Raw genomic sequence first — 16,991 nt, 5'->3', positions numbered from 1 at the left:
ACCTCGTCAGCAACCCCTTCGCCTAGTCTATGTTGGACCCGTCGATTATCCGTCGTCATCGGCCAATGCTCAACGCATGAGTGGTATTGCGGGAGCCTTGCGCCACGCGGGCGACCAGGTGCAGATTGGATCCGGCGGTCGACCGAACCGAAGTGGGCTAGCTCAACCCGAGATGGCTGAGAGCTTTACATTGCTCGCCGAAATACCTGACCCCGCGTGGCGCCGAATTCACAGAGTCTGGCGCGGCCTGAGTTGGGGAGCGTCAACGAGCTCGTGGATCAAACGGATGAAGGATCCGCCAGACGCTATTCTGGTGTACGGAACATCCCTGGGTTATCTTCTCAGACTGATCCCATTGGCCCGACGACTCAATGTTCCCCTCGTGATCGATGCGGTCGAATGGCAAAAGTCGTCGCACCTCCCGGGCGGTCGATTTGGTCCATTCGCAGTCGCGAATGCGATTTCCATGCGCTTGATGGCCCGCCGCGCATCCGGCGTCATTGTCATCAGCCGTTACCTTGAGCAGCATTTTGCGCACCAAGGATCGCCCACCCTTAGAGTTCCACCGCTTTTTAGTGTCGGAATCGATCGGGGTCGTGCGCACCTCCCAGATCGCCCGCTATCTTTGTGTTACGTTGGAAGTCCTGGCCAAAAGGACAAACGGACCGTCCGCAACTTGGTGCTAATGTGCCGAGATCTCGAAGTACGTCAAACTGAACTCCGAATCGACATAGTTGGCGTGGATAGACACGTCGCGGCCTCGCTAATCGGTCGGGACGCTGCGGTCTCAATTGATCACCCCAGTCTGCAGTTTCATGGCCGCGTCTCAGCAGACCAAGCACGCGAAGTCGTGGCCCACAGTCATTTTTCCGTTTTGCAACGCGAGGACGAAAGATATACGCGAGCGGGGTTCCCATCCAAGGTCGCAGAAAGTCTCATTCTCGGTACACCAGTGATGACTAACATGTCTAGCGATCTATCCGATTATCTGACCGATGGAGTGAACGCAAAAGTGCTGGCCGATGCATCAACTGACGCGCTCGCCCAAGCCGTCTCGGCAATGATCACCACCCAATACGACTACGATGCCGAGACGATAGCGTCAACTGCGCGCGGCCATTTCTCACCGGAGAAGTATGGTGATTCGTTACATGCCTTTCTCGTGCGTTTGCGCGATTCGGCGGCCTTTACGCATGTGGCAGATTCCGCAGCTACCACCGAATGAAAATCGGCTCAATGGTGCCGTCAGGCAACGGCGCCGCGCGATCGCGGTCACCGAGTATCAGCGTTATCGAAGGGGCGCTGTGTCAGCGGTCATCGGAAAGTGCCGACCGGTGACCCTTCGGGGATTTGGATTGTATTTCGATACGGTAATCAGAATCCTCACAGGAGCTCAAGCGAAGCGACCTCCTATGGCGACGGCGACCCGCTATGTTCGCAGCTGAAGTCGGGCTTCAGGTCCTTAACCATCAGCACGTTCTGACAGTAAGCAGCCTCCAGCATCGAGGTCGACATCACGGCAAGAACCGTTCTGGGCCGCTCTGGTGACCTGTGAAGGTGGCGATCCCGATCGGATATGGGCGTCGCATTCGAGGCGGAGCGCATGCATGCCGCAAACGTCCGACCGATTTTCTCGCAACGGTTGACGCAACGCAACCAGCCTGCACCGCGACTCTATGCTGCGGGAGCCACCTATGCCTACAGGCGCCGCACCATGGTCGGCCGTGTTCCGGCTCAGCAAGTACCATATGCCGGCGGTTCTTCACGATCGCTATCATAAGGACCGCGACATCTATCCGTGGATGGGTGTCTCAGCGTTCCTGATTGTGCCGCTCCACTAAGCGGTGTCGCGCAAGTCCACGCCAGCTATCTGCGACAGGAACCTCTCAATCCGCTCACCCTGCGCAGTAATCGACTTCTTCGCGAGGACGTATTCTTGAGCAAGCCGTGCTCGATGGGCGCAATCCACAGGAGCTGTTCGGACAGCGAGGATTGCTCTCGTCAGAGCGTCAACTGAGTCGTCATCGACAAGCTCGAGATATGGGTAGTAATCGCGTGGTATACCGGCCAATCGAGTCGTGACCACGGGAACCCCAAGCGCCATGTACTCAAGCAGTTTAGAGGGGAATGAATATTGAACGAACGATTGGTGGGCGGGCCTCGCGTTCACCAAGATCTGAGATCGCCTCAACTCCCCAATAACTTGATCATGCGGAAGCGCGCCGTGGTACCGTATTCGACGATCGTCTCTGCATTTCTGCTGAACCCATGGTTCTAGTGGGCCACGTCCGAATAAATCCAAGCGGAGTTTGGCGTCCTCGATCTGCATGAAGGCAAGCACTAGGTTCCGGACACCATAGTCTTCACTAATGCCACCAGCGTAAGAGACTCGTTGTTCCCGCCCTCGACTTCGCTGAAGCGGACTTGGCAAGGCGAGTCCAGCATCCGCGAACCCTTCCATCACCAGTGCCGGGACACCCGGAGCAAAATCGCGCGCGAGCTGGGGGGTGAGCGCAATCACGCCGTCAAATCTGGATGCCAGCCGCGTGACAATCACTCGATCGATTCGTTTCAGCGCCCGCGACACGACGCCGTCGATCTCGCGCACAACTCCGGGTGGGTCGGTCATTATCAAACATGTTCGCGTGCTAAGTGACTTTTGCAATACGCTCGCGAAAAGCAGAAAGGGGCTATGAACCCCGTGGACAATGACGACCTTTGGATTTACCCTACCCACGTAGCGGCGCCCGCGAGTAATGCAAGCAAAGAAGCGGGTCAGATGTTTGAGGAGCATCAGATTCACGAATCCGAGCGATATGCCGGCGGCTCCGCCCTGATGTACAGCACCGGAGTGAATCAGGATCTTTGGGTACTCAGGATAATTTGGAATCGGCAACACCGAAATAAGCTTCACCGGCACACCTGTAGACGTGAGGGCGCGGACCAAGTTCTTGGCAAAATTGTGCGTCTGAACGGCAAGCACAGCGCTGCGTTGCGAAAGCGCGGCAGCAACATCGTCATCCACAGTGAATCCAAGGAGGATCACAGGCACGGAACGATTGGCGTTCATTTTTGTTCGCGCTCCAGAACTCGCCGATAAGCACTCGCCAGCGCAGCGGTCATGTGCCGGGTGGTGTAGTGCTGCTCGATAACAAGCCTGGCCTGCGCGCCAAGCTCTTTTCGAAGGTTGGCATCCGTCAGTATCGGCTCGAGAGCTTCACGAAGCGCGTTAGGGTCGCCTGCGGGAACTAAAATGCCACCGCCGCGGGAAACTACCTCGGTGGTGCCGCCAACGGCAGTGCTGACGACCGGTAGCCCGGCGGCCATTGCTTCAAGAAGCGCATTTGACATGTTCTCGTGCAGGCTGGGAAGGACGAACGCGTCCGAAGCCGCGAGCAAACTATCGACGTCCAGACGCCGTCCAAGCATATGCGCTCGCACGCTTTCTAGTTGCTCTGCGAGCATTGAAATCGATTGTGAATCAGGACCGTCCCCGACGATGAGAACGTGAGTATTCTCCGTACAGGCACAAGGAAGGGCCTCGAGCGCTTCAAACAAATTAGCATGGCCTTTGTCATGTGCGAGCCGCGCTACGATGATCAAGACAACGTCATCGGAAGCAATCCCCAACGCACGCCTAGTTTGATTTCGTGCTGTGGCCGAAATCGACGGAATGTCTACCCCGTTCGGCACCACACCGACCATCTTGTGGCCGACATGACGCAGGATTGGCTTGTGGAGCGCAGCTTCGCACACCACGGCGACATCGGTAGCCATTCGCAATGTGATCGGCTCGAGGATGCGCGATACAAGCCGTTGGCGAAGCGATCCACGGCCAGCCACTACGTCTCCGACGGACCCGTGGACTGAGACCAGAATCCGCGGTACTCTGGCTATTCGCGCGGCGAGCACGCCGTGAAATCCCTCATTGCCTAGTCCCCGAATATGAGCCATGTCCGGATGAAAGTCATGCATTTCGCCGGCCATCCGGCGGATCAGCCGCAGGCTAATACCGCCCGCCGCCTTCGACTGCTGCACATGGCGAAACTCAAAAGACTCAGCAAGGTCAGATCGCAGTATTCTTCCTAGCGCGCCGATTGGGCCGCCCGAACCAAGTGAACCAAATGAATGCTGTATGACCCGAGGCCGAGGCGCATTCATTGCGTGTCTTTGTCCTTTCATAGGAAACCACCTCCGAGGAGCCGTCCAGCACGATCGATCACCAATAGCGTTCCAAATCCAAGCTCAACGTATCTGGAGGCCATGATTGGTTGTTTTCGGCGATGCAAACGACTGCGATTGCCGCATGACCAAGAGCGCAAGCGACAGCGGGTGAGGCTCGTATCGCATGCCGATCCACATTCGCGCCATGAGCCGCCCGAAACCTCCCATGAACAGCACCGCCCGGGAGGATGCGAGATCGGGTGTCAGCCATGCATGAATTGTCGACCAATATCGGACCTTGTCGCTTGCCAACGGTGGAACGCTCGCCGCTTCTGAGGCAACGAATGAGACGTCTAGCTCCTTGGAGGAGCCGATAACACCGATAGTTGGACGAAATTGTGCGACCGCGTCGCCCCACGAGAACGTTTCGCCGGATGACAAAGTAACTACTGGATTAGGTTCAAAGCTCGCTGCAGCATTAGTGCATTCGATGCGAGCTTCTTGCCTGTTGCCGAGGTAAATCACGGCCCCGAGCGACCGCAGGATAGCCAACACGCGCGACGGACGGCGAAGGCGACTGCGCCTTCTCGGATTCGTGGCGTCAAGACCGACTACTGCGGCTAGTGCAGCGCCGAGATAAATCACCACACGTTCCAAAGGCAAAAGCGCACTCGGTGGAGAGCTATCCTCTGATCCAAGGTCGGTGCGCCGTTGCGTGTGTGTTGCCGAGATTACGCGGCATTGTTTGGACAGAAGCGTCAGCTCTTTCTGATTCCGGTGCGCAGGTGGTGGCTTCGTGCGGTCGAAAGAATGAAGTTTACGACGCGCCGCGATGCATCGGAGATCTCGTATTCAAATGGCACGCTGGCTGGGCCGTCGGTTGCCCACGTTGCGAGCAGAACTCGTGCGCAGTCGCTTACTGACTCGGCACTGACTCCCGTAAGGAGAATAGCTGCCGTATCGAGCGCTTCAGGTCTCTCTATGGAATCGCGAAGCGTAACTGCGGGAAATCGCAAGATGCTCGACTCCTCGCTAATGGTTCCGCTGTCTGATAAAACCAACTTCGCCGACTGCTGAAGCTTGACATAATCGTTGAATCCAAAAGGCGGATGGAATGTCAGCCCGTCCTTCAAATGGTCTGGCTGCCTTTCCAGCCGATGGCGAGTTCTCGGATGCGTCGAGACGAGAACAGGCAATTCGTATTCGACGGCAAGCTGCCCAAGCGCATCCAGTACGGACGCCAACCGTTCTGGGTTGTCTACATTCTCTTCGCGATGCAAGCTGACCAGAAAGTACTGCCCGTCGTTGAGCCCCTGCCGTTCGACGACATCGCTCGCGGCGATGGCAGCCGTGTTTCCGTCGAGTACCTCCCGCATCGGCGATCCGGTTAGCAAAATGTGCGAAGGATGGATGCCCTCCGCGAGAAGGTTCCGCCGCGCGTGCTCCGTGTATACGAGGTTGTAATCAGCAACATGGTCCACCATTCGCCGGTTAACTTCTTCCGGTACGTTCTCGTCGAAGCACCGGTTGCCCGCCTCCATGTGATAGACCGGAATCTTCATTCTGCGAGCCATAAGGGCTGAAATACAACTGTTGGTATCACCCAAGACCACCATTGCATCGGGCCGCTCCTGAAGCAGCACTCGCTCCACCTTGGTCAAGATGGAGCCGAGCACTGCGCCGAGCGAACTCGTGTCCGCCTCAAGAAAGTGGTCTGGTCGCCGCAGCCCGAGATCCTCGAAGAAAACTTCGTTCAATTCGTAGTCATAGTTCTGTCCGGTGTGCACGAGCACGTGCTCGGTGAACCGATCCAAGCGTTTGATGGTCGGTGCAAGTCTGATGATCTCTGGCCGGGTACCTACGACCGTCAGGACCTTGAGCTTGGTGTGGTGACTCATACCGCCTCCGCGAAGGTGTCAGGGTTGACGGGATCGAATATTTCGTTTGCCCAAAATGAGGTGTACAACTCTGACGCACCGGTATTGACGATGTTATGTGCCCACATGGTCGGCATATCGATGGCCTGAGGTCGCTCCCCGGAGACCGCGAATGCGTGCACTTTTTCACTGAACAGCCGACGCAGGGAAATAGTGGCCTCGCCAGCTAAGACTGTGAATCGCTCAATTTTGCGCCGGTGATAATGGTCACCGCGACTAACTCCAGGAACTGTCGTTGAAAACGAACTCTGCCCGGACCCGCCGTGTGAACGCACAATCTCAAAGAATGAACCACGGTCGTCGGCGTGCCGCTTCAGTGCAATTGGCGACTGTGAGGCGAAAGCGAACGAACGATAGGTGTTGAAGAGATCTCGGTCAAATTTGGCGGAAATGTCCGGAATGTCGCCAATCGCATAACTGGTGGCCATCACAGTAAGCCGTTCGAGCACGGTTGAAACATTGGCGTGCTGTATCGGCGCCGCGGCGTCAGCGATCACTCCAAGCATGAGGTCAGCGGCATCCTGAGCATGCATCAGGGTCAAATCTCGATCTTGTTCGACCGAGGGCACGCCCCGTGACGCGAGCAAATGGCAAAATGTCGCCACAACGGAGTTGTAGAACGGAACGCCGTGTTCTCCAAACAAGTTGGGCAAAACAACGTCGACAAACTGGGCGCCAACGTCTTCAGCCGCGGTGCCAAGTATGCCCGACGCGACTCTCTTAGCCTCTCCGTAGGCCGAACCGTTGCCAGCTTGCGTGGAATTCGCGAACACAACCCTTGGCGGCGGCGCTGGTGCAACTCGAAGTGCGCTCGCGATCTGCTCTGCGAAATGTCGGTTCCCCGCGACGACCTCCTCATCGGTCGCTCGGTTTACACCGGCGATATGCACCAAACGGGAGGCGCCGCTGATACTCTGCGCAGCGTCACTGATGCTGAACTCATCACCGACGGGAATTGACCGCACGATCGTGCCCTGCGACAGCGCGGCAGCCCTTGTGTGCCAGCCAAGAAAGCCATTGGCTCCGGTCATTGCGATGGATTGCACGGTCAGCTCCGCTGCTCTACTGGATGTCCGGCAATTTCAAGTTCCTTCCGCACCTTCGGCAATGTGAGTAAAAGGTCCTCGACTTGGCCGACAGTAAGGCGCTCCACCGTGTGTGAGTCATAGTCGCGGAACTGTGCCTGTTTTGTGTCGCCTCGGTCGAAATACGCGTCATAGTTCAGATCACGCTTGTCCGCTGAGATGCGAAAGTAGTCTCCCATGTCCTGCGCGCGCGCGAGTTCTTCACGACTCGCGAGGGCTTCGGAAACTTTCTCCGCGTGCCGCGTGCCGATCACCCGAATGTCTGCATCGACGTGGAAGAGGTTGGCAATCGCTCGGGCGAGGTCTCCGATGGTGCATGCCGCCGCCTTCCGAATGAACAGGTCGCCCTGGGTCGCGTTTGCGAATGCGAATTCAACTAGATCTACTGAACTCGCGAGGGACATCATAAATCGGGTCATGTCTGGGTTGGTTACCGTCAGCGGCTGGCCCGACTTGAGCTGTCGGATGAACAATGGAATGACGGATCCTCTTGAATACATGACATTACCGTAACGAACGCACGAGACAATCGTCCCTGCGTTCGGGTTATTCAGACCATGCGATTGTGCAATCTTTTCCATCATCGCCTTGCTCATTCCCATGGCGTTGACGGGATACACGGCTTTGTCGGTGCTGAGGCACACCAGCGACCGAACGCCAGAATACTCGGCTGCGCGCACGACGTTCTCACTGCCTATGACGTTTGTTTTCACAGCCTCCATCGGGAAGAATTCGCACGACGGTACCTGCTTGAGCGCGGCCGCATGGAAGGCATAGTCAACGTCCTTCATGGCGCGTTCCACGCTGGTGTAGTCGCGAATGTCACCGATATAGAAGTGAACACGAGGGTCGTTGAGCTCGTGACGCATGAGGTCCTGCTTGGCTTCATCGCGACTTAATATTCGGATCTCACCGACGTTCCGGGACAGCAGCTTCTTTGTAACGGTGTGCCCAAACGAACCAGTCCCACCCGTAACAAGAATCTTCTTTGCGTCATAGCTTTCGTCAATCAATGTGGCCCTCCAAATTGTGCCTTGTTTGAGTTGGAAACTTGCGCCCGCCTGCGTCGGCGGAGTCTGACATCGTGAGTTCGGCGCGAACCCTAGGATCCGACCCAGGATGCGGGGTAACGCTCATGATCGATACTCCGGAAAGAACCCAGACGATTTCTGACGAGTTGCATCGGCGTCGCGCGCAGCCACCAGTCGCTCATACGTTCTTGTGTCAAAGACTCGTCTCCCGACCGTGAACGGCCGGATACCGTTCGGCGCAAACGCCTTCTTGTATCGAAAGATGCCGTCATCAGGCTCATACCCTCCTCCGAGCACGAACCATTGACGACCCGAGTTTTTTACCCACCGGATGATTTCGTACTTGAGAAAGTCATTGGGGCGAAGGTCGAACGCCGTGCTCTCGGTCCCACCGAGGAATGAGTATGCGGTTTGGGCCGAAAGCAGAACGAGCTCTGTTGAAACGACTGCTCCAGCATGCAACGCGTGGAAGTACGCATACTGCCCTCCCAGTTGCTCGTGCACTCGCTTGAAGAATTCGATATCAAAGTAGTAGTTTGCGCGCGCGCTACGCCGATCCAACGTGCCCTCATAGATCCTCACAAAGTCGTCGACTCGCTCCCCGACTTCATCGACGACCACTGTAACCCCCGATTTTCGGGCACGGTTCACGTTTTTGCGAACCTTGTGCTCAAAACCCATCCAGAGTGCCTCTTCATCCAGTGAAAGGTCGCAAACAACATTCATCTGGTTGACAGAGGTGTCGCCGTCAAACGGGAGTATTGAGTTCGGGAAGAGGCTCAATCGCACGAATTCGGATACGACGCGATTTTGCGAAGCCCACTTGTCGAACGCGTCCGAAAACAACTCGGCGGCAGCTTCTACATCCATCGTCCCCCAAACGAAGGCGCCGCCATAGCCGTAGGGACTGACGATGTCCTTCAGGGCAGCGTCGGCCGTGGGCGAGCCAATCGGTGGTATGTCTCGCAAGATAAATGGGAAGAGGACCGACCCATCTGAAGACTCCCAGACTGCGCACATGGGCTCACCCGCACCTTGGCTGAAGAGATTCACAAATGCCGGGTGCGCATGAACTTCGCGAGTCGGCGACTCGGCCCACAGACGAATCCACTCGAGTTTGTCTGCTTCTGATCGAATTGTTAAGACGCGAAATGACGTCGATGAGTTCACGACACGTCCGACCGATTATTGACTACAACATCACTACCTGACACGTGGCGTTGGAACGCTGCAGCCATGGGTGAAAGCTCCGACAAAACGACATCTTGATGCACTGGAAAGTTGATAATGTGCCGCGCGAGGTCATTGAGCGCCTGGAAGTTCGCACGAACGGGCTCGATCAGCGTGTGATAGAGGCTAACCATGCCAAACCCGTCCGCATTCATGTTTGAGTAGATCGAATCTCTGCTGTCGCCAGTAACAACTACTGGAAGAGTCTGCGGCACGTCGCATTCGCGCAGGCTGGGCCAAAGCAACTTGAACCGCGTTCCGTAACCAGGCAGTTTTTGCAGCAGTGACGCCAGATGCAGATAGTTCTCACGTCGAGCATGTGCGATCGCGCGCCAGTCGTAGCCGAGAATTCGAATAGCGAGGTCCGGCCTCGACTCCCGCTGTCCTCTCACCAATTTCTGGTCCAAGTACGAAACCATGCCACCCTCAGCAAATGGAAACATCTTGTGTAGCGAGAACAGGCTCGCATGGCCGTAGCTGCCGGCCTGCCCGGTGCCATAAGCGGAGAAGAATCCGTGTGCGAGATCCTCCACCAAAATGGCACCGTGGCGATCTGCAATGGTGCGAATCACCGCGAGGTTAGGATCAGTGCGACCGAAATAGTGGATCAAGACGATGACGCGACACTGATCGGCAACGAGCCGCCGCTCCAGATCATCGATATTGGCCGACAAGTCCGCATTGAGATCGTAAAAGGCAAACCGCGCGCCACTATTGACGATCGGGTCAAACACTCCGCTGCCCTCGCGCCGCGACCAGCCAATGTAGGCCGGCAGAAGCACGCCGTCATCGGCGTGATCGAGTACGTTCGCGAGCAGGTCACGCATCCCCTCGCGCGCCGATTCATAGAAGAATGTGGGGCGGCGAAACTGCTCGACACGTTGCGCCGTCTTGGCGACCAATGGAGTCACGCCTGTCTTTGCGATCACGAACGAACCGCCAATGTCATCCGAATAGAACGCTTGATCACCTGATGTTGCACCCGCAATTCCGGCTCGGCCTCTTCAGGTAGTACGAAAAAAGCACGATCAGTATCAGGGAACAGCGTGTGCATCCCAGCGAGAAGTTCGTCGTTCTGAAACGTCGAGGATGAAAAACAACGAATAGTCTGCGCGCCAATGAGGCCCAGCCTTTCGGTACTTTCACCCTCGCCGACCAGAACTTCACAAAAGCCGTAGCGCGCATGCGCTGCGAGCGCTGTGTGGGGTGCCATCAACGAGGCTCGTCCGCGCGATTTCGGGAGCCGCCGATCGACCCACACCGACGCGCCTGACGCGACAAACCCCATTTTGTAATACAGATTGCACGCGCGCACGTTGTCGTCAAACACATCAAGCTGCATCTGCCGAAGTCCGTGGCTGGGATCGCAAACGCGGGCCAATAGTGCCGACGCAACTCCTCGCCCTTGCGAATCGGCCTCCACGCATATATACGACAGGAAGATCTGCCCGTCTTGTCCAGTGCGATAATCGGCAAATCCTGCAAGCGTGTTCGGAAGCCGATCACTTGTCGCGACGATGAGTCGCCGGTCGGAGGCAGTGCTTGGATATCGCATATCGACGGCGAGGTATTCGTGGATCCCTCGCTGTGCATAGATCATGTATCGCCACAATGATCTGTCGAAAGAATGCCGCAGCAACGCGGCAATGCCGTCGAGATCCTCAATGTTCGCATCCCGGATTTGGCAGCCGATCATGCTGACACAGCCTCGCGACGCTCTTCGTCCAGGTTCTTCATTTCGGAACCAGGATCGACCACAACACCGCTACCCCGAAAGACCCCAACCAAAGTACCAACCAAGATTCGCGCATCGATGCGCGCGGACATGTTTCGCACATACCATACATCGTGCGCGAGTCGGCTATTCCACGAGAGCTCATTACGTCCGTGAATCTGCGCCCACCCGGTGATTCCGGGGCGCACAAGTAGCCTGAGTTGCTCTTCCTCGGTGAAATACTTCGTGTATCGCATGAGCAGCGGCCTTGGGCCAACCAGGGACATGTGGCCCCGAAGGACGTTCCAGAGAGTTGGCAGTTCATCGACACTGCTCGCTCGGAGTGCAGCCCCGAACGTGCCAAGCCGTTCTCCGTCCGGCAGTAATGCTCCTGAATCGTCTCGACCGTCGTTCATGGTGCGGAACTTCACCATTTCAAATGGCACGCCATCCCTGCCCGGGCGCGTCTGTCGAAACATGACCGGTGTGCCCAGCTTGACCCGCACAAGGACAGCGGTCACGGCAATGGGCAAACTCAGTGCCGCGAGTGCAGCGGCTCCAACGCCGAGATCCACCACCCGTTTCAGCAACTGGAAGTGTGGCTTTGACAGGCGAGCCACTCGAAACACACGGATGAATTCGCGTGTGCCGACCGACAGGGCTAGCCGGTCCTGATAAAACTGCCGCCCTGAAGCGCCTAATTGAGCACGCCGCGCGCTGCTCATGGCCTTCAGTCGCAATACTGCATCAGCCAACTGGGCGGCGTTTCCTGGTTCGAAAACAATGCCAGCGCCGGCATCTGAAACCATCTTGGCCGCGTCGCCTTTGACGCCCATCAGGATCGGTCGTCCTGCCATGAGGTAGGCCTGCGTTTTTGATGGGATTGTGATTGAGAAGAGCGGATCGTCGATCAGATGTACCAGGAGAGCATCCGAGCTGACTAGGATCTCACCCATCTCGTGGATTGGTCGACGGCTAAGGAAATCGACATTTGAAAGGTTACGTGCGCGGGCTTTCTCGGCGAGTTCGGCCGCGTTCACACCGCCCCCGACGAGTAGGAAGCGAACGTCGGGAACGTCAACAAGGCGTTCGGCTGCGTCAAGAACGGTTTCCAATCCCTGCACCTTGCCCAGGTTGCCTGCGAACGTCACCGTAAACTTACCGCCAAATCCCAGTTCGACATACCTGTCCTGGGATGGCGGAAGCATCTCGATCTGCTGCTCATCGGCCCAGTTCGGAATGACGTTAATCCGGCGTGCGGAGACTCCCCTTTCAATCAGGGCCTTGCAGAACCCCTCCGACAGCACAACCACCCGGCTTGCGCCTCGGTATACGCGCGTCATCGAACGACCGATTACCTTCAGCAGGCGAGGGTGGGTGAGCATTCCAGTCGCCTTGAGTGAGTCCGGCCAAAGATCCTGCACGTCGTACACGAATGGCACGCCTTTCAGGGCCTTCAATACGAGCGCCGGGAGTGCTACGGTCGCCGGCGGGTGATAGATATACGCCACGTCCGGGCGGCGCGAAGCGAGAGCACCAATGGAAGCCGATAGGGCAAAGCTCATGTAGTTAGCGATCCTGCGTATTGCGGACCCATCGTGACTCGGGTATAGCGGCACTCGCAGAATCCGGATCCCGTCAACGACCTCGCGCTGCCATGGCTTTACCCGATAGCCTTCGTAGATCTTGCCGCCAGGATAATTGGGAAACCCCGTCAAGACCTGCACGTCATGGCCTAGGCTTTGCAGCTCTTTCGCGAAAAGCATCCCCTTAAATGTGGGTTCCGGATCAAACCACTGGGTAATCAAGAGAATCCGCATCGGACCGGTGTCTTCAGAGTGCGGCGGCGCGCTTTCGGTATGCTTTTGAGTCATGCGGAAGTGGTACTTGTGAACAGCACCGCGTTGCGATTGGAATATGACCTCGCGCTGGCATCCAGGAAGGTTTGAATGCTTACCCCGACACGTTGCACGTCCCCGTCGCGCAAAGCAGACCCACTCGGCAACGTGAGCCCTGATTCGAACAGCCGTTGCGAATTGCCGTTAAGCAGCGCGGGCGCATCAGCAAAGACCGGCTGCAGATGCATCGGCTTCCACAGCGGCCGGCTTTCAATGTTGTCGGCGCTGAGCGCATCCCGCAGCTCGGCGGCGCTCCACCCGGCGGCCTCTTCATCGACGACCACTGAAGTCAACCAGCAATTGTCCTCGCGGTCGTCATCGCCTCCGAAGATTTCGACCCCGACGACATCGGCGAACAACGCACGATAGCGTTCTCGGATCGCGCGGCGGCGGGCGATCATACTGTCGAGCCTGGTCAGCTGTGCTCGCCCGAGCGCCGCAAGCAAATTGCTCAGGCGGTAGTTGTAGCCGATCTCGGTGTGCTCGTAGTGCACGGCCGGCTGACGCGCCTGAGTGGCCAGATATCGGGCGCGGGAGGCAAGCTCACCGTCATCGGTGAGAAGCATTCCACCGCCCGATGTGGTCATCACCTTGTTGCCGTTGAACGAAACGATCGACACTCGGCCGAACGAACCAGCGGCCTTGCCGTGATGAGTCGCACCGAGCGACTCCGCTGCATCCGCGACAACCGGGATTCCTGCGGCATCCGCAATGCCGCAGATCGCGGTGTAGTCGACTGCCTTGCCCAGCAGGTCAACCGGCACTATTGCGGCGACGTGTTCGCCTGCGCCAGCCAATTCGGCAAGAGCTTGCTCGAGCAGCTCTGGCGACATGTTGCCGGTCGACAGCTCACAGTCGATGAAGTACGGGCGCGCCCCGGCATAGGTGATGGCGTTGGCCGTCGCAGCAAACGTCATGGTCGAGGTCACCACGGTGTCCCCTGGCTTAACTCCAACTCCGAGCAACGCAAGGTGCAGGGCAGCGGTTCCAGAGCTCAGTGCCGCTGCGTGTGCGACGCCCACTCGATCCGCAATCTCCCGCTCGAATGCGTCAACGTCAGGCCCGAGGGGCGCGATCCAGCCCGAGCGGAAGGCCTTAAGCAGGTACTGTTCCTCGAGCTCGCCGACGTCAGGCGACGACATCAGAATGCGATCGGTCACGACTTGGCCTTCGTCACACTCAACCGCTGGATGATCGCCGTGTCGCCGCCGTTCGTGCGCAACCGGTAGTCCCAGCCCTCTTTGTCTAGGTGTGACGCAGGCATCGGCGGAATCTTGGCGTGGGAGATTTTCGGATGCTTCGGGCGGTTGTCGACCTCGTCGAAACCCATCAACTCCTCATTCAACTTCTCGCCCTCGCGCAAGCCCGTGTACACGATCTCGATCGGCTTGCCGCTCGCCGCGATCATGCGCTGCGCGATATCGAGAATGCGCACCGGCTCCCCCATATCGAGAATCAGCACCTCCCCCGGGTCGCCGATGCCGCCAGCCTGAACCACCAGTTGGCATGCCTCGGGGATCGTCATGAAGAACCGTGTCACGTCTGGATGCGTCACCGTGACTGGCCCGCCGGCCTCGATCAGCGACTTGAACGTGGGCAGCATCGAACCGCGGCTGCCGATCACGTTGCCGAAGCGCACCGACAAATAACGCATGTCGGTTTCTTCTGCCATCCAGGCCGTCAGTTTCTCGCCGACCCGCTTCGAGTGGCCGAGCACGCTCGTCGGGTTCGCCGCCTTGTCCGTCGAGATGTTCACGAAAGTGCTCACCTCGGCATCCCGCGCGGCTTCCAGCACGTTGAGTGTGCCAAGCACATTCGTCTTCCACGCCTCGTCCGGATACTGCTCGAGCATCGGCAGGTGCTTGAGCGCGGCGGTGTGGAAGACGACCTGCGGCCGGCGCTTGGTGAAGATCTCCGCCAACGCCTGAGGGTCACGGATGTCCGCGAGCACGACGTCTTTCGTGTTCAGCAAGCCATGGCCGAAGATCGACAATTCGGTCCTCTGCAACCCTGTCTCATCACGGTCGAGCATGATCAACTCGGCGGGGCCGTACTTGAAGAGCTGGCGGCACAGCTCGGAGCCGATCGATCCACCCGCGCCGGTCACGAGCACGCGCTTACCCGTCACATAACCGGCAATCGAGCTGACATCGGTGTCCACCGGATGCCGACCGATCAGGTCTTCAATGGAGATGTCGCGCACATCGGAGAGCCCGGACTTTCCTGCAAGGATCTCGTCGAGCACGGGCAGAACCTTGACCGTCAAACCGGCCGCGAGCGCGGCATCCGTGATCGTACGCAACAGCGTCGCATCCGCGCGCGCGATCGCGATAATGAGCGTTCGAGCACCAGTCTTTGCGACGATCTGCGTCAGGTGCTTGCCGGTGCCGAGCACCGAGATGCCGCTCAGCTGCAGGTTGCGCCTGCGCTTGTCGTCGTCGATGAAGCCGACCGGGCGATAGGCCGAGAGCCGATCCGTCACCATGCGGCGAGCAAGCACGCCACCCATGTAACCGGCGCCGTAGATCAACGTGGGCTGGGCGCCCTCGCCCGGCTTTTCCTGGCGCTCGACCATCAAGCGTTTCACATAACGAGCTGCTGCCATCAGCACCAGAGCAAACGGCAACGCGATGACAATCGTGCTGCGCGGAATCGACCAGTTGACCCCGTACAAAATCACCGGCAACCCGACCACGAAACCGACCAGGAGCGCGGTGTAAGCAAGCGCCCGCACCTCGTGGAAACTGCCAAAGGTGTAACGCCCTCGATAGAGCCACATGCCCCAACCGATCAGCAGTTGTGCAACCGCCGTGGCGAGAACCACGGCGATCAGAGGCAGCCAGTGGATGGCATTCACGTCGAATTCGTAGCGGCAGATTTCTGCGCCGATAAGCGCAACCGCCCACGCCACCGCGTCCAGCAGATATTGACTGCCGAATCGCCCGATAAGCGTTTCGCCGCGATCTGCCGTCTGCTTGCGAACCGCCGCACTCCATAACCGCGAACTCAATGCCATGTTTTCCCCTGATCTCCTGAACGCGCAAGCGCGTCTCCCGCCCATAACCACAGCGTTCCAGCGCCGTCCGACAGTGCCACTGCGCCGGCGGCCGGCGCTGCTGTGACAAAGCATCCCGCGGTCGACGGCTGCGACGATGCAGCATCGAGGGCGGCAAGTGAAATTCCGGCGCAGTCGGTGACACCGACGGATGCCGCGGCGTAGCCTGCGCCCGAACTGCTGATCGCGACTGCTCCCGTCACGGTGGTCGCCGCTCCCCAGGTCGCACCGGCGTCTGCGGTTCGGAACACGGTGTGGTTGCTGCACAACACCGCTGCGGATGTCGCGTCCCGCGGCGCCAATCCAACCACCGTCGGGCACGGGGCCGGCTTGTCTCCCTGCGGAGAGTGCACCACGGCCGCGTTGGCCGGGTTGAAGTACCAGGTGCCGGCGAGTTGGGTGGGATACGTAGCCCAGTTGTCTCCGTTCACGTAGCTGCGGATGAACTCGGGCGCGCATCCGGCCGCCGCCAACGCGACAGCATCGATCTGCGTAGCGCTTTGCACGCTCAAGCGAATGATTGCGGATGCGCCGGCCGGCCGCGCGGCATCCGAATTCTTCCAGGTCGCACCAGCGTCGCTCGTGCCCTGAAGCGTGCCGGGAGTGGCCGGGCATGCGCCGGTGGCAGCGCGCCACGCGGTGTTGGCGTCGAGTGAGGAGATGATCCGGGTGGGTTGCGTGGCATCCGGGAGCGACACCGCAGTCGGGGCAGGAGTCGCCGACGCGGTCGGGCGGGCGGTGGGAGTGCTGCTGGCTGTCGACCGGGGCGTGGTCATGCTTGAATTTGCGGGATCTTCGTTGCCGTGCGGTGCCCGCGTTGCAGACACTGCCCACGCAATCAAGAGAATGTCCACGAGGACGAACGCACCGATGCCGA

Annotated in this window: 13 protein-coding genes; 1 reads left to right on the top strand and 12 read right to left on the bottom strand. The window is 58.5% G+C overall.

Annotated features, from left to right (window positions below):
- Nucleotides 1-76: 76 nt before the first annotated feature.
- On the top strand, nucleotides 77-1,225 hold the full coding sequence (locus QU604_RS05840; RefSeq protein ID WP_308467875.1) for a glycosyltransferase: 1,149 nt from the start codon (nucleotides 77-79) through the stop codon (nucleotides 1,223-1,225).
- A 612-nt stretch (nucleotides 1,226-1,837) separates the two neighbouring features.
- Here QU604_RS05840 and QU604_RS05835 read toward each other — a convergent pair.
- From QU604_RS05835 to QU604_RS05780, 12 genes are all read right to left on the bottom strand, one after another.
- Entirely contained in the window at nucleotides 1,838-3,025 is a 1,188-nt protein-coding gene (locus QU604_RS05835) for a glycosyltransferase family 4 protein (protein ID WP_308467874.1), read from the bottom strand.
- Nucleotides 3,026-3,066: 41 nt separating this feature from the next.
- Complete coding sequence (locus tag QU604_RS05830) at nucleotides 3,067-4,038, bottom strand: glycosyltransferase (RefSeq protein ID WP_308467873.1); 972 nt, start codon at nucleotides 4,036-4,038, stop codon at nucleotides 3,067-3,069.
- Between the two features lie 884 nt (nucleotides 4,039-4,922).
- A complete protein-coding gene (gene wecB, locus QU604_RS05825) occupies nucleotides 4,923-6,062 on the bottom strand; it encodes a non-hydrolyzing UDP-N-acetylglucosamine 2-epimerase (RefSeq protein ID WP_308467872.1) in 1,140 nt (379 codons plus the stop codon).
- Nucleotides 6,059-7,147, bottom strand: coding sequence for a polysaccharide biosynthesis C-terminal domain-containing protein (locus QU604_RS05820; RefSeq protein ID WP_308467871.1), 1,089 nt, complete (start codon nucleotides 7,145-7,147; stop codon nucleotides 6,059-6,061). The genes wecB and QU604_RS05820 overlap by 4 nt, the downstream gene beginning before the upstream one ends.
- A 2-nt stretch (nucleotides 7,148-7,149) precedes the next feature.
- On the bottom strand, nucleotides 7,150-8,199 hold the full coding sequence (locus QU604_RS05815; protein WP_308467870.1) for a polysaccharide biosynthesis protein: 1,050 nt from the start codon (nucleotides 8,197-8,199) through the stop codon (nucleotides 7,150-7,152).
- Between the two features lie 120 nt (nucleotides 8,200-8,319).
- Nucleotides 8,320-9,270: a GNAT family N-acetyltransferase gene (locus QU604_RS05810; protein ID WP_308467869.1), complete on the bottom strand. Its 951-nt coding sequence runs from the start codon at nucleotides 9,268-9,270 to the stop codon at nucleotides 8,320-8,322.
- A gap of 113 nt (nucleotides 9,271-9,383) precedes the next feature.
- Nucleotides 9,384-10,376: a DegT/DnrJ/EryC1/StrS family aminotransferase gene (locus QU604_RS05805; protein WP_308467868.1), complete on the bottom strand. Its 993-nt coding sequence runs from the start codon at nucleotides 10,374-10,376 to the stop codon at nucleotides 9,384-9,386.
- The gene (locus QU604_RS05800; RefSeq protein WP_308467867.1) at nucleotides 10,373-11,143 is read right to left on the bottom strand and encodes a GNAT family N-acetyltransferase; all 771 of its coding nucleotides are present in this window, start codon (nucleotides 11,141-11,143) and stop codon (nucleotides 10,373-10,375) included. Before QU604_RS05800 ends, QU604_RS05805 begins: the two co-directional genes overlap by 4 nt.
- Nucleotides 11,140-13,035 (bottom strand): sugar transferase, encoded by a 1,896-nt coding sequence (locus QU604_RS05795; protein ID WP_308467866.1) that lies wholly within the window; start codon nucleotides 13,033-13,035, stop codon nucleotides 11,140-11,142. The genes QU604_RS05800 and QU604_RS05795 overlap by 4 nt, the downstream gene beginning before the upstream one ends.
- Entirely contained in the window at nucleotides 13,032-14,219 is a 1,188-nt protein-coding gene (locus QU604_RS05790) for a DegT/DnrJ/EryC1/StrS family aminotransferase (RefSeq protein ID WP_308467865.1), read from the bottom strand. Before QU604_RS05790 ends, QU604_RS05795 begins: the two co-directional genes overlap by 4 nt.
- Nucleotides 14,216-16,075, bottom strand: coding sequence for a polysaccharide biosynthesis protein (locus QU604_RS05785; protein ID WP_308467864.1), 1,860 nt, complete (start codon nucleotides 16,073-16,075; stop codon nucleotides 14,216-14,218). Before QU604_RS05785 ends, QU604_RS05790 begins: the two co-directional genes overlap by 4 nt.
- Nucleotides 16,066-16,890, bottom strand: a complete 825-nt coding sequence (locus QU604_RS05780) for a hypothetical protein (protein WP_308467863.1) — start codon at nucleotides 16,888-16,890, stop codon at nucleotides 16,066-16,068. The genes QU604_RS05785 and QU604_RS05780 overlap by 10 nt, the downstream gene beginning before the upstream one ends.
- Nucleotides 16,891-16,991 lie beyond the last annotated feature (101 nt).

The organism is Rathayibacter sp. SW19, assembly GCF_030866825.1.
In the GTDB taxonomy this organism is placed as follows: domain Bacteria; phylum Actinomycetota; class Actinomycetes; order Actinomycetales; family Microbacteriaceae; genus Rathayibacter_A; species Rathayibacter_A soli.
This window is presented reverse-complemented; position numbering and strand designations above follow the sequence as displayed.

Excerpts from the sequence above, each read along its gene's own strand:
- wecB (WP_308467872.1), bottom strand. The coding sequence starts at position 6,062 with ATGAGTCACCACACCAAGCTCAAGGTCCTGACGGTCGTAGGTACCCGG.
- QU604_RS05785 (WP_308467864.1), bottom strand. The coding sequence starts at position 16,075 with ATGGCATTGAGTTCGCGGTTATGGAGTGCGGCGGTTCGCAAGCAGACG.
- QU604_RS05840 (WP_308467875.1), top strand. The coding sequence starts at position 77 with ATGAGTGGTATTGCGGGAGCCTTGCGCCACGCGGGCGACCAGGTGCAG.
- QU604_RS05795 (WP_308467866.1), bottom strand. The coding sequence starts at position 13,035 with ATGACTCAAAAGCATACCGAAAGCGCGCCGCCGCACTCTGAAGACACC.
- QU604_RS05780 (WP_308467863.1), bottom strand. The coding sequence starts at position 16,890 with ATGACCACGCCCCGGTCGACAGCCAGCAGCACTCCCACCGCCCGCCCG.
- QU604_RS05800 (WP_308467867.1), bottom strand. The coding sequence starts at position 11,143 with ATGATCGGCTGCCAAATCCGGGATGCGAACATTGAGGATCTCGACGGC.